We start from the raw sequence: 12,068 nt of genomic DNA, 5'->3' as shown, positions 1-12,068 counted from the left end.
AAAAATATAACACCTATTCACCTTATATTCATATGAATTTTAATATATTTATTAGTTTTACTATATACAAAAAATAAAAGATCGTCACATGACAACCTTTTATTTCTGATTTAGCCTTCAATACTACTTATACTATTCTTTTCATTTTCATCTAGAACTTCTTCCAGATTTAATATTATTATCATTCTTGAATCAACTTTTCCAATACCTTCAATATAAACTTTATCCTCTCCTGATATTACTTCTGGAGCTGGCTCTATATCTGTATCCTCAATAGATATTACATGAGAGGCATCATCTACTAAAAATCCAACCATTTTTCCATCCATATTAACTACAATTATTCTAGATAGTTCACAAAATTTTGTATCCTCAGCTAAATTGAACCTCTTCTTTAAATTAATTATAGGAGTTACATCTCCTCTTATGTTTATGATTCCATCTACAAAATCAGGAGTATTTGGAACCTTAACACGTTCTTTAACTTCGCTGACCTCTTTAACCTTCATTATGTCAACTCCGTACTCTTCATTATTAAGTTTGAAAATAACATATTTTTTTTCAGCCATAAATATCTCCCCCTTAATATACTAATCTACAACTTCTATACACTCTAATTTTTCTCTAAAATCTTTTCTGAAATTTTCTATATATTCTTTTCTTAAATCTTGTTGTTCCTTTTTTTCTTCTTCATTTAAACCTTCTGCCTTAGCTTTTTTTGCTAAATAGTTTATTCTATCTATCTTTTCTTTAGATAACATTTTAACACCTCTTTCTTAAAATTCGCTTCATTCTATAGCAGTTATCATGCCGCCATCAATTTCTAACTGACTCCATTGATCAAAAATTGTATAATTTGCTTACAGATCAAAAAAATATTTTATTATTTTTAAAATCAACATTATTTTTATACTTTAATAAAAAATCATCTAAATTTTTATCTATTATACCTATTCCTTTTTCTATTTGCTCACAATTTGTAGATGCTATATTTATCCTAAAAAAACTATCCTCTATAGGATTATCGAAGAAATAGTTTCCAGGCATAATAGAAACACCATATGGTACCAAATAATTTCTAAAATCAATTGAAGAATATCCTTTTGGAAGAGACATAAAAAAGTTAATCCCCCCAGTTGGCTTGTTAAATTCTATTCTAGAAGATAACTTAGTTTCTATTAAATCAATCATACTATCAAATCTTATTTTATACGTTTGTTCTACATTTTTCAAATGATTTTTAAAATCATAATACTTCATATAATAATACAATGACTTTTGAACTAAACTAGATGTAACTATATCACTTGAATACTTAGCCCATATTACTTTATTTAAAATTCCTATAGGTATATCCATAAAACCAATTCTAAGTCCTGGCATTAATATTTTTGAAAAACTTTTTATATATATGACCCTATTAGAATCGTCATATGATTTTAATGTATTATTATCTTCTGAATAAAATCTAAAATCACTTAAAAAATCATCCTCTAATATATAAAAATCATATTCATTTGCAAGTTCTATAAGTTTCTTCTTTTTCTGCTTAGAATAAGATATTCCAGTTGGATTTTGATAATTTGGCATAACATATAATAACTTTGGCCTTATTTTTTCTAATTTCAACTTTAGAATACCTATATCTATTCCATCACTTAATAATGGAACCTGCATTACTTTAGCTCCCTTGTTCTTAAATATTTCCAAAGCTCCGCTGTAAGTAGGTTCTTCACAAAATATAACATCTCCATAGTTAATAAGTGTTTTGCAAATAATATCTATCCCTTGCTGTGCACCAGATATTATCTGTATTGTAGATGGATTTGTATATATTTTTAAATCTTTTAAATAATCGCATATAGAATTTCTAAGATCTAGATACCCAAGACCTTCATCATATTCAAATAAAGACGGGCCTTCATTTTGAAGAGCCATATTTATGGCTTTCTTAAAATTATCAATAGGAAATATATCTGTAGATGGATTACCAACATCAAATCCTATTATTTTATCATCTGTAGCAGAAGATACTTGGCTATATTTTTTAATTTCCGTTACATAGCTTCCACTTCCTACTATTTTGTATATATACCCTTCGTTTTCTAACAGTTCATATGCCTTTACTATAGTAGATGTGTTAACACCAAGTAAGTTTGAGATTTTTCTTATCGGTGGTAATTTTTCATTCTTTTTAACCTTTTCATTTTCTATCATTTCTTTAATATTCCTGTATACCTGAACATACTTAGGAATATTATTTGTAACTATATCAAACTCGTATTTTGTCATATATATCACCAATTTTATTATAACAAAATTTATTATATATGAATACTATAATTGTGTATGGCAAAATTTGAAAGCAATCATATATTATTAGTGTAATCTAATAGCCCAATGCTAAAAAAGAAAGGAGGAAATTTATGTGAGTTTATGTGATATAGTAAAAAGTGAAAATATAATATGCCAAGAAACTTTTAAATTTGAACATAAAAATAAAGATATTAAAATCGGTACTCCTTTTGGACGTTTTGCCACTGTTGATGGTGATGCTAATATTACCCCCTTAAAATGCTGTATTGTAGATTGTCATGAAGGTAAGAAACTCCAAGTTGATGTTGAATTCTTAGTAAAAGAAGATCTCATTATAAGTGAATTAGGAGAACCTGATATACCACTTGAATATGTTTTTAAAATATGCAAAAGATTTAAATTTAAAGATTGTAAAATTAATGATACTTCTAATTTAAAATGTGAGGTTGTATGTATAGTAGCTGAAAATAATATAAAACTAAATTCAGATAAGAATACACTTACTCAAAAAATTAAAGCTTGTCTTGAAATTAAAATAATTAAAGAAAAAAAATTAATTTTCGATTTATCATGTCCTAAATTTCCATCTGATTGTTAAGATGGAAATTTTTTATTTATTATACTATGTAGCAAAACCTTGAAATATCCATATACTGTTATTGACAAAAGATAAATTTCAAAATTAAATCTTAAAAATATATTATTTAATTATAAAAGGGGGATTTTTATTATGGGTTGTAATTCATGTTGTGAATTAATAAAAACAAAAAGAGTAATTTGTGATGAGAAGTTTTCTGGTACTATTTCAAAACCAAATGTTGATCTTGGTATAAGATTTCCTAATGCTTCTATTGTTTCTATAGATGCAGCAAATAGCAATATTGATCTAACTGTTGGCTGCTGCGAATTAGAAGTTGATACTATTCTTAATAAATTCAAAGTAAAGGTTAGTGTATATGTTAGCGAAGACCTTACTATAACAGATGGTTCAACTACGATTGAGCGTGAATATGTTTTCTGTGATGAATTCGAATTTGAATTCCAAAAATGTAAACCTGACGGTAAGTGCCCAGAATTCGATAAAGATAGATTAGAATGTCAAATTTTTTCTATATCAGGAGAAGACAATATAACGTTTTCGAATCCTGCCGAAGGAAACACTGAAATGGATCAAGAGTTTACAATTGATTTTAAAATAAAAATAGATGAAGAAGTACAATTATTTGTTTCTCTATGCCCATCAAACAAAACAGTAAAAATTGATCTTACACCACAATAATAGTTATTAACGGCACTGCCTTTATGGTAGTGCCTTAAAACTATATTTAAAATAAATATTTTAGGAGAAATTATTATGAATGAAAATGAATTAAAAACTGATGGACAAGAAAATTCAATCACATCTTCATCAAATAAGAAAAAATTCACTTTAAAAGTTAATTGTATTCAAAAAGGAAAAATGATAAAAGCAAATATACCTATTTCTAGATCGTCTAAATCTAATAAATAAACATAACCCTACTACTTTCTATCTTTTATAAAAATTATAAGTTAAAATAAAAAAGTGCATTTACCATATGGTAAATGCACTTTTTTATTTTAACTTCCAATTTTTATAGTTAATTAAATTATTTAATATTAATTCTTTATCATCTGTACTTAGTAATGGATTCATTATTGAAATAAGTTCACATACAGCTTGATATGATATCTTTATAGGCTTTAATTCTAAATTTATATTATCAATAGTTTTTTTATCGCTGATTAAGTATGCCCACTTATTATCTGAAGTAAAACTTAATTTGTAATATGAATATAATTGATTTGAATCAGATGGTAAATAAGTCATAATATTTATTAACCCTAAGTTATTATTAATTTTTTTGGAATAAATAACAATAGAATTCATACTATCCTTTATATCTTTTATCACACTATACCATGGCTGATTAACATCCAAATAAGAAAGTAGCTCATATGATTTTAGTTCTTCTTTTTTATTATCTAAATAACAGTGAGCTAATTCATTAAACAAACTCTTTATTTTCTCAAATTTAGTGTTATCAACTTGAAAAGCTACTAAATTATAATTTAAATTATCAATAATCTTTTTTATTGTATCCTCTGTATCATTTTCTTCTAATAAATTTATCATTTTTTCATAAGGCAGCCCCTGAATAGGACCTTCTCCTATATACGTTAGTATACTTTTAACAGAATGATCTTTATCTTTACCAAATTCATATATTATTTCAAGTAAGTTAAAATAGCACATATCTATAACTAAGATATCTATTTTACTATTTACTTCCTTACATGCTTTATCAATTGCAATATTTATCTCAGGTATACCCATCATATAAGGATTATCTTGACTATAATCTGCAAGAGCTCCTTTTAGTACACATCCATGTCCTCCTATTATTAACATATAATTTTTAGCAGAATAATTCTTAATTCCCCATTTTATAAAATCATATAAACACATAGGATCTGCCATATTTATTTTTTTAAGATCTTCAATTAATATACATTCTCTACCTTTAATATAATAACGTCTTACTCCAACCCATTTGTCATCTGACTCTGGTAAATTATCTAATGGTCTTATAATCTTAACCAAATTCCATTCTTCTCTGCTAATTTGAACTAATACATTTGCATTTTCATTTATATCTGCATTTTTTATTGCTAACATAGCTTGTCGTATCTCAGGCTCAATATCATTATTTCCATTTATATAAATTAAAACTGTCCAATCTTTTTGGAAATTTTTATTCATATTAATAGCTCCTCTAAAAATGTCTTCTTACTAAAATATATGATTTCCAAAATAGTCTTGTGCGTAACAATTAATAATTAATTTTCATATATTACAATAGAGATTCTAGTTTTTTTGAGTAAATCTCATTTCGAAAGGAGGCAATAATTAGTATGGGATCTGATAAAAAGTGTAAGTGTAGTTCATCTAAAGATTCTTCTCACGAAAAATGTAATTGTAACTCACATGAAGAATCTTCTTGCAAAAAATGTGATTGTCATACATCAGACTGTGTAGATAAAATCAAAACCGAATGTATAGCTGTTGATAAAGTATTTGATGCTGCAATTTTTAAGACTCAAAGAGATTTTAAGGTTTGTGATCAAAAATTTGACATAAAAGTAGACGGATGTATCAATCCAGGAGATTGTTTAAAAGTCTATAGTGAAAAATGTAAATTAGAAAAATTTAAAATAACCAAGATCAAGACATCTATAAATGGAAAAGAATTATGTTACCCTCCTGTTATAGGTCCTGGTGGAGTAATCGACTTTGATTTATCCGATTTAGATTTATATAATGATGATTGTAGTAAAAAAGGTAATGAATGTAATGTAACAGAAAAAATAAAAGCAGACTTTGAAGCTAAAGTATTTCTTAAAGGAAAAGATTTAAGTACATGTAGTGATTTTAAAGCAAAAGCCACAATAAAGGGTTCAATTAAGTTTCCAGTAGTAGTAAATTTATTTATACCTTCATCAGATTCAATTGCAAAGCCATTTTTATCTGAACTATGTAATGCATCATGTAAATTTGAAACATGTAAATTAGTAGTAGACAAATGCTGTAATTTAATAGTAGATGGAGTTCTTACATTCTGTTTTATTTGTGAAAAGAAAATAAAAGTTCCTATTCAGCTTTGTGTGTTAACAACAGGACTGTGTTATCCTCAAACAGAAAATCAAGTAATATGTGATTGTGATGATTTTCCTAAATTATTCCCTAAAGAAGTAATAAAACAATTTGAGACAGATTGTGATTATGATTCTGATTGTAACTGTAACTGTATTGAATAAATATATATAATAAAGAATGGACTCAAATTTGAGTCCATTTTTTATTTGAAAATAGAATATTTAATTAATATAATATTAAGTCCTATTTTTAACTTTACTTTTTACTTTAATAATGGTTTCAATTGATTTTCAAAAACCCATTTAGGATTATATCGTTGTCTTATTATAGTTTTTGAATTCATTATAGAGTTATTATTAATCAAATTTACTATTTTTTGTGAATGCTTTTCATAATATGCTTGTTCAGAAGGATAATAAGTTTCTCTTGTATTAAACCCAAAATTTCTTGCTCCCCATTTCATAAAATAAGCATTTAAATTTTTACCTAATTCTTCTAATGCAGGAACAGATTGATTTAGTACTAATAAATTCCCTCTACTTGCTGCTTCAAGTACCATTAATCCAAAAGACTCTGAATAAGAAGGACAAATAAATAGATTCGATAATGTAAAAAGTTCTAATACTCCTTTTCTAGGAAAACCATTTGGATATCCTAGATCTGTTGTAAATACAATGTCTTCACTATTTAGTCCAAAACTATATCCTAGCTCTCTGATTATGTTTTTATAAGATTCAGATTTAATATCCATAGATGGGAAGTCACAAAAAATTACTTTAACACTTTTTTTGCTTGATTTTTTAATACTTCCAGCTAAGGCCGCTAATTTTTCTTGCCTTTTTCCTGGAGTAAGCCTTGCTGGATAAATAATAAGAATATCTGAGGATAACAAATCAACTTTTTTAGATATATCTTTTACTTCATCACTCATATCTTCCAATAAATTCAAAGTATTATTAATTACACTGCAATTATCTTCCCTAACATTATACTGTTTTGCAAGAGCACTTATTCCACATTGAGATGGATAAACATATATAGTCTTAGGCATAGGCGTATAACGAGCAGAAAAAGGCCATTTTGAATTCGGCTCAGGATTAAAAGGAACTGAATGTGTAAATGCAATAAATTTTACGTTCTGCAATTTTTGTTGAGCTTTTCTAACCGCTAGATTATGAACCAAGTGCCAACCTAAAAAATGAATATCATGCATTATACATACGTCTATATCTGATAACTTATTTACTAAGTCTTTAGCTATTAAATCTACTTCTTTATAAAAAGTTTCATGTACTTCACCTTTAGGTTGACTGTAATCATACCACGTTATAACTTCCCCACCAACTGTATTTATAACTTTAGCCCACTCTATCCTTTTATCCAAGTATATTCCTGTTCTATCACTATCAGGACAACATTCGCTAACTAATAATTTAGTCTTAATATTAGCATCAAGCAACATTTGTAAATGTTCACCCACTACATTTACAAGAGAATATGTTCTATCTAAGCCATTAAACATAGTGAAAATTGCTACTTTCATCTATTCTATTCCTCCTAAATTTTCATACTAATTTATATGTTAAAATTAATGTGTTTATTAATGTATTATTTAATAATCATTTTGTAACATTTATATATTCTAAGAATATAATAAAGTATTGTAGTTTAAATATATTTAATAAGGAGGATATAAGATGCCTGATCAAGCTACTGTAGGTGCATATATTATAACTTTTATAAGTAATGATTGTAGACTTGAAAGTGGTGAGTTAATTCAAGAATGGGTTTATACTGTTCAAGAAGATCCTGAATCTCAGCTACCTTATAATATAAGTCATTTGGAATTAGAACTCTGCCCAGAATTCAATGTATCAGATTTAATGGATGGAGATATTATGCCAGGTGGTTCATTTGAATTTGGTCCTGGAAATGACAATTGTGTTCCCGATGGTATACTCAGAGTGAAGTGGGATGAACTTACTGATAGTCAAATTCAACCTTATTTTTTAAGTGGAGGAAAATTTTCTTTTATAGTAAAAGGATGTTTTGACAAAGAAGAAAAAAATATTTATGTTAAAGGAGGGCCTAATTGTTTCCCACCATCAGAAGATCCACCAATAACAATAACAGGACCAAGTTGTAACACAAGAACAACTACTACAGTACCACCTCCAAGAGGTATTCCATTTAAAGGAGCATTTAATTACAAAATAGAGGATTAAAACTAATTTAAGTGTTAAATATAATAAAACCGCTCAAATTTTTGAGTGGTTTTATTATATTATTTTCATATATAACCTCCTCAAAAACAAAAAAAGCTGTCTCTCTATAGAAAGTAAATTCTATAGAGAGACAGCTTTTTTTATCCTTCTTGAATAAATGATCTTTCATAAATTTCACAAGTTTCATTTGTGCATTTATCTCCCACACAGTGAATACATGTTACTACTCTACATTTTTTCATATTAGTTTCATATTTATTATCTATTTCATTTATTTTAGATTCAACCATATTCATATTCTCCATTCAAAATACCCCCTTTATATCTTTGCAATTATATCTTATCATTTTTTTAATTGTTTGTCAATTGAATCTTGCAATTTTTATATTTCATTTTTCATGCATTTTTTTATATTTTTTACGAATTTAAGATTTTTTTCGAAAATTCACTTTCATTTTCATTCTGATATCTATTTTTTATTAGATTCACCCCCCTCTAAATAAGCTAATATAAACTAAAAATGCTATATTTTCAAATAAAATAGTTATAAAATCTAAATTTAAAGAATATATTTGAAGAGGAGGTGATAAATTGAAGGTTCCTAATCTCATATATTCAACATCTATACTTTTTTTATCAAACTTTATAGTTAGAATAATAGGTTTTTTATATAAAATATTTTTATCAAAGCAAATAGGGGCAAATGGCTTAGGTATTTTTCATATGATTTTTCATTTTTTAATGCTTTGTGTTTGCTTAACAACAACGGGTATACCAGTTGCTCTAAATAGCCTTATTTCAAAAGAAAATAAAATGAATAATAAACATAATATGAATTCACTTTTTATTTCTACGCTGTATATGTCTTTTTTTATATCTATATTAATATCATTAATAGTATTTTTCAATTCGAAATTTATCGGATTTAAGTTAATACATTCTAATGATTCTCAAATGTTGATAATATGTATACTACCAGCCATATCATTAATTACAATATCTAATATACTAAGAAACTATTATTACGGTATAAAAAAAGTTCAAATTCCAGCCATAGGTCAAATATTAGAACAACTAGGTAGAGTGGTATTTGTAGTTATGCTATTTTCATTTATAAAAAACAAATCTATATATCCTTTAATAGCATTAATAGGTATCTCAGTTGGAGAAATAGTAAATATATTATTTATAATTGTAAACTTGTTTTTTGAACCTACTCTATCTAATGCTTACGCTATCACACTTAATGATTTTAAAAATAGCATTAATAACATAACTAAAATGGCTCTACCTATAACATTTAACAGAGTTTTTGCAGTTGTAATTCAATCTATTAGTTCTATACTAATACCTAGCAGACTAGAACTCAGTGGTCTCTCTCATTTGCAATCTATGTCTCTTTACGGAACTATTACAGGTATGGTATTTCCTTTTTTATTTTTACCATTTACTTTAACATCAGCATTAGTTGTAAACTTGATCCCAAGTATTTCTCAAGAAATGCCAAATAAAAACTATAGCTTAATAAATAAAAAAATATTTTTTTCTATATTTTTGACTTCATGTATAGGATTTTCTTCAAGTCTAGTATATTTTTTCTTTGGTGAGAAAATATGTATGTTAATATTTAATAGCAAACTTGCTGGAATATACTTAAAAGCAATTTCTATAAGTACTTTCTTCATGGTATTAAATCACACTCTATCAGGTATACTTCATTCTATCGAAAAAGAATATAATGCCACAATCAACAATATAATAGGATTGTTAGTTCAACTATTTTGTATATACTTCTTACTTCCTATTAGCTCTATAAATGTATATGGCTTTATATATGGATTTACTTTATCTGCAGTTATAATATTTACACTTCATATAATTACTCTTTATAAAACACAAAGAAGGTGGCGTTAAAGCCACCTTCTTTTTACATATCATAATAATAAGTATCAGTTTTTTTATCATCATATATTTGACTAGCCCAAATAAGTAGCATTAACTCATCATCTAATAAATTTTCTATACTGTGAGTGTAGCCTACAGGTATGTCTATTACCTCAAATTTTTTATCAGATAAATAATACTCTATTGTTTCATCCGTATCTATATTTTTTAATTTTATAAGAGCTCTTCCCTTTACAACACATATTTTCTCAGTATTAGTATTATGATAGTGATTACCTCTTGTGCACCTTTGATTAGTGGTTGATAATAATATTTGACCAAACTGCTTTGATTTTATAAATTTGCAACTTTTCCCTTCTTCACTCTTATCTTCTTTTAATTCGTATAAAAAATACTTAGGATTTAAAAAGCTTATATAAGTAGCATAAAGCTTTTTCATAAAATCACTTTCCATATTCGGTATAATCAAAGACTCTACATTTTTTCTTATTTTATATATACTATCTACAAGTTCTTTTATAGTTATCCTATAGATTGGATTGACATTATAGTAAATATAATCACTCGCTTCATATATATGATTCAAAAACTTATCTACTACATCATCTATATATACAAGCTCAAGTTCTCTATTTTTATCAGACATAGTTATTTGTAAGTCTTTACTTATATTATTGCAATATGTTGCAACAGGTGAATTGTAGTTAGGTTTACTCCATTTACCAAATACATTACTAAGCCTATATATATACACGTTTGCCCCTGTTTCTTCTCTATAATCTATAATAATATTTTCTGCTTCTTTCTTACTTATACCAAATGGCTTATCCAATGTAGCTTGAATTGATGATGTTATAAGTATAGGTGTCTCTTTATTTAATTTTTTAAGAATTTCAACCATATATTTGGTCAAATCTACATTCCCTGTTTGAAATTCGGATATATTTTTACAGACATTAATACCCGCTATATGATATATAAAGTCCGCTTTTTCAAGATATTCTTTTAGCTTATCTTCAGTATCATCTTTTCCATATTTGAGTATATTTAAATTCTTTGTCCTATTAAGCGCTTCTATTAAATTTTTGCCTATAAACCCATTATATCCAGTTACCAAGATATTCTTCATAAAAACACCTCTTTTAACCATTAAATTATATCTAAATATCTATAATTTAATTTATGTCATTTTAAATACATAAGTTACGAAATAAGAAGAATAATATGGATATTGTTATGTTATAATTTATTGAGGTGATTTATATGCAAATATTAAAAAATGATTGGCAGGATCTACTAAAAAATGAGTTTGAAAAAGATTACTATCTAAAACTCAGAAGTTTTTTAGTAGATGAATATAGAACCAAAACTATATATCCAGATATGTATGATATATTTAATGCTTTACACTATACAGAATATAAGAATGTAAAAATAGTTATATTAGGACAAGATCCATATCATGGCCCTAACCAAGCACACGGTCTAAGCTTTTCTGTAAATCCAAATGTACCTATTCCTCCTTCCCTTAGAAATATATACAAGGAGCTTAATAGTGATTTAGGCTGTTATATTCCTAATAATGGTTATTTAAAGAAATGGGCAGATCAAGGAATTATGCTTCTTAATACTGTGCTTACGGTTAGAGCTGGACAAGCAAACTCTCATAAGAATATAGGATGGGAACATTTTACTGATAAGATAATTAGTTTATTAAATGATAGAGAGGATCCTATTGTTTTCATACTATGGGGAAAAAATGCTCAATCAAAACTTAAAATAATAAAAAATCCAAAACACTTTATTATAAAATCTGTTCATCCAAGTCCACTATCTGCGCATAGAGGTTTCTTAGGAAGTAAACCATTTTCTGAAGCTAATGCATTTCTAACCTCAATAGAAAAAGAACCTATAGACTGGCAAATTGAAAATATTAAGTAAATAGA

The 12,068-nt window shown here is 26.5% G+C and carries 14 protein-coding genes; 7 read left to right on the top strand and 7 right to left on the bottom strand.

The annotated features are described in order from the left end of the window. Positions 1-110 precede the first annotated feature (110 nt). From P4S50_RS04870 to pdxR, 3 genes are all read right to left on the bottom strand, one after another. The gene (locus tag P4S50_RS04870) at positions 111-569 is read right to left on the bottom strand and encodes a chemotaxis protein CheW (RefSeq protein WP_277733461.1); all 459 of its coding nucleotides are present in this window, start codon (positions 567-569) and stop codon (positions 111-113) included. A gap of 21 nt (positions 570-590) precedes the next feature. Next, the gene (locus tag P4S50_RS04865; protein WP_277733460.1) at positions 591-761 is read right to left on the bottom strand and encodes a DUF896 domain-containing protein; all 171 of its coding nucleotides are present in this window, start codon (positions 759-761) and stop codon (positions 591-593) included. A gap of 106 nt (positions 762-867) precedes the next feature. Then, positions 868-2,292 (bottom strand): MocR-like pyridoxine biosynthesis transcription factor PdxR, encoded by a 1,425-nt coding sequence (gene pdxR, locus P4S50_RS04860; protein WP_277733458.1) that lies wholly within the window; start codon positions 2,290-2,292, stop codon positions 868-870. Positions 2,293-2,428: 136 nt separating this feature from the next. Here pdxR and P4S50_RS04855 point away from each other — a divergent pair, with 136 nt between their 5' ends. The 3 genes from P4S50_RS04855 (at position 2,429) to P4S50_RS04845 (ending at position 3,826) form a co-directional block, all read left to right on the top strand. Next, positions 2,429-2,914 carry a hypothetical protein gene (locus tag P4S50_RS04855; protein WP_277733456.1) on the top strand — a complete coding sequence of 162 codons (486 nt, stop codon included), beginning with the start codon at positions 2,429-2,431 and terminating at the stop codon, positions 2,912-2,914. Between the two features lie 132 nt (positions 2,915-3,046). Continuing rightward, the gene (locus tag P4S50_RS04850; RefSeq protein WP_277733454.1) at positions 3,047-3,595 is read left to right on the top strand and encodes a hypothetical protein; all 549 of its coding nucleotides are present in this window, start codon (positions 3,047-3,049) and stop codon (positions 3,593-3,595) included. Between the two features lie 75 nt (positions 3,596-3,670). Next, positions 3,671-3,826, top strand: a complete 156-nt coding sequence (locus P4S50_RS04845) for a hypothetical protein (protein WP_277733452.1) — start codon at positions 3,671-3,673, stop codon at positions 3,824-3,826. Between the two features lie 84 nt (positions 3,827-3,910). Here the strand turns inward: P4S50_RS04845 and P4S50_RS04840 are convergent, their stop codons facing one another. Further along, positions 3,911-5,098 (bottom strand): clostripain-related cysteine peptidase, encoded by a 1,188-nt coding sequence (locus tag P4S50_RS04840; RefSeq protein WP_277733450.1) that lies wholly within the window; start codon positions 5,096-5,098, stop codon positions 3,911-3,913. Between the two features lie 152 nt (positions 5,099-5,250). Between P4S50_RS04840 and P4S50_RS04835 the strand changes: the two genes are divergently transcribed. Continuing rightward, entirely contained in the window at positions 5,251-6,153 is a 903-nt protein-coding gene (locus tag P4S50_RS04835) for a hypothetical protein (RefSeq protein WP_277733448.1), read from the top strand. Positions 6,154-6,254: 101 nt separating this feature from the next. On the opposite strand, the gene P4S50_RS04830 is transcribed toward P4S50_RS04835, so the two are convergent. Then, positions 6,255-7,535: a glycosyltransferase gene (locus tag P4S50_RS04830; RefSeq protein ID WP_277733446.1), complete on the bottom strand. Its 1,281-nt coding sequence runs from the start codon at positions 7,533-7,535 to the stop codon at positions 6,255-6,257. 154 nt (positions 7,536-7,689) lie between these two features. Between P4S50_RS04830 and P4S50_RS04825 the strand changes: the two genes are divergently transcribed. Then, entirely contained in the window at positions 7,690-8,217 is a 528-nt protein-coding gene (locus P4S50_RS04825; protein WP_277733445.1) for a hypothetical protein, read from the top strand. A 140-nt stretch (positions 8,218-8,357) separates the two neighbouring features. On the opposite strand, the gene P4S50_RS04820 is transcribed toward P4S50_RS04825, so the two are convergent. Beyond that, positions 8,358-8,522, bottom strand: coding sequence for a hypothetical protein (locus P4S50_RS04820; RefSeq protein ID WP_277733443.1), 165 nt, complete (start codon positions 8,520-8,522; stop codon positions 8,358-8,360). 286 nt (positions 8,523-8,808) lie between these two features. Here P4S50_RS04820 and P4S50_RS04815 point away from each other — a divergent pair, with 286 nt between their 5' ends. Next, entirely contained in the window at positions 8,809-10,131 is a 1,323-nt protein-coding gene (locus P4S50_RS04815; protein ID WP_277733442.1) for an oligosaccharide flippase family protein, read from the top strand. Positions 10,132-10,144: 13 nt separating this feature from the next. On the opposite strand, the gene P4S50_RS04810 is transcribed toward P4S50_RS04815, so the two are convergent. Beyond that, complete coding sequence (locus tag P4S50_RS04810; protein WP_277733441.1) at positions 10,145-11,251, bottom strand: polysaccharide biosynthesis C-terminal domain-containing protein; 1,107 nt, start codon at positions 11,249-11,251, stop codon at positions 10,145-10,147. 134 nt (positions 11,252-11,385) lie between these two features. Here P4S50_RS04810 and P4S50_RS04805 point away from each other — a divergent pair, with 134 nt between their 5' ends. Beyond that, a complete protein-coding gene (locus tag P4S50_RS04805; protein ID WP_277733440.1) occupies positions 11,386-12,063 on the top strand; it encodes a uracil-DNA glycosylase in 678 nt (225 codons plus the stop codon). Positions 12,064-12,068: the final 5 nt, after the last annotated feature.

Origin of the sequence: Tepidibacter hydrothermalis (assembly GCF_029542625.1) — a bacterium.
Classification (GTDB): domain Bacteria; phylum Bacillota; class Clostridia; order Peptostreptococcales; family Peptostreptococcaceae; genus Tepidibacter_A; species Tepidibacter_A hydrothermalis.
Note: the sequence above shows the minus strand (reverse complement) of the source record. Positions and strands in the feature narration are given on the sequence as shown.

Excerpts from the sequence above, each read along its gene's own strand:
- P4S50_RS04870 (WP_277733461.1), bottom strand. The coding sequence starts at position 569 with ATGGCTGAAAAAAAATATGTTATTTTCAAACTTAATAATGAAGAGTAC.
- P4S50_RS04865 (WP_277733460.1), bottom strand. The coding sequence starts at position 761 with ATGTTATCTAAAGAAAAGATAGATAGAATAAACTATTTAGCAAAAAAA.
- pdxR (WP_277733458.1), bottom strand. The coding sequence starts at position 2,292 with ATGACAAAATACGAGTTTGATATAGTTACAAATAATATTCCTAAGTAT.
- P4S50_RS04850 (WP_277733454.1), top strand. The coding sequence starts at position 3,047 with ATGGGTTGTAATTCATGTTGTGAATTAATAAAAACAAAAAGAGTAATT.
- P4S50_RS04845 (WP_277733452.1), top strand. The coding sequence starts at position 3,671 with ATGAATGAAAATGAATTAAAAACTGATGGACAAGAAAATTCAATCACA.
- P4S50_RS04840 (WP_277733450.1), bottom strand. The coding sequence starts at position 5,098 with ATGAATAAAAATTTCCAAAAAGATTGGACAGTTTTAATTTATATAAAT.
- P4S50_RS04835 (WP_277733448.1), top strand. The coding sequence starts at position 5,251 with ATGGGATCTGATAAAAAGTGTAAGTGTAGTTCATCTAAAGATTCTTCT.
- P4S50_RS04830 (WP_277733446.1), bottom strand. The coding sequence starts at position 7,535 with ATGAAAGTAGCAATTTTCACTATGTTTAATGGCTTAGATAGAACATAT.
- P4S50_RS04825 (WP_277733445.1), top strand. The coding sequence starts at position 7,690 with ATGCCTGATCAAGCTACTGTAGGTGCATATATTATAACTTTTATAAGT.
- P4S50_RS04820 (WP_277733443.1), bottom strand. The coding sequence starts at position 8,522 with ATGGAGAATATGAATATGGTTGAATCTAAAATAAATGAAATAGATAAT.
- P4S50_RS04810 (WP_277733441.1), bottom strand. The coding sequence starts at position 11,251 with ATGAAGAATATCTTGGTAACTGGATATAATGGGTTTATAGGCAAAAAT.
- P4S50_RS04805 (WP_277733440.1), top strand. The coding sequence starts at position 11,386 with ATGCAAATATTAAAAAATGATTGGCAGGATCTACTAAAAAATGAGTTT.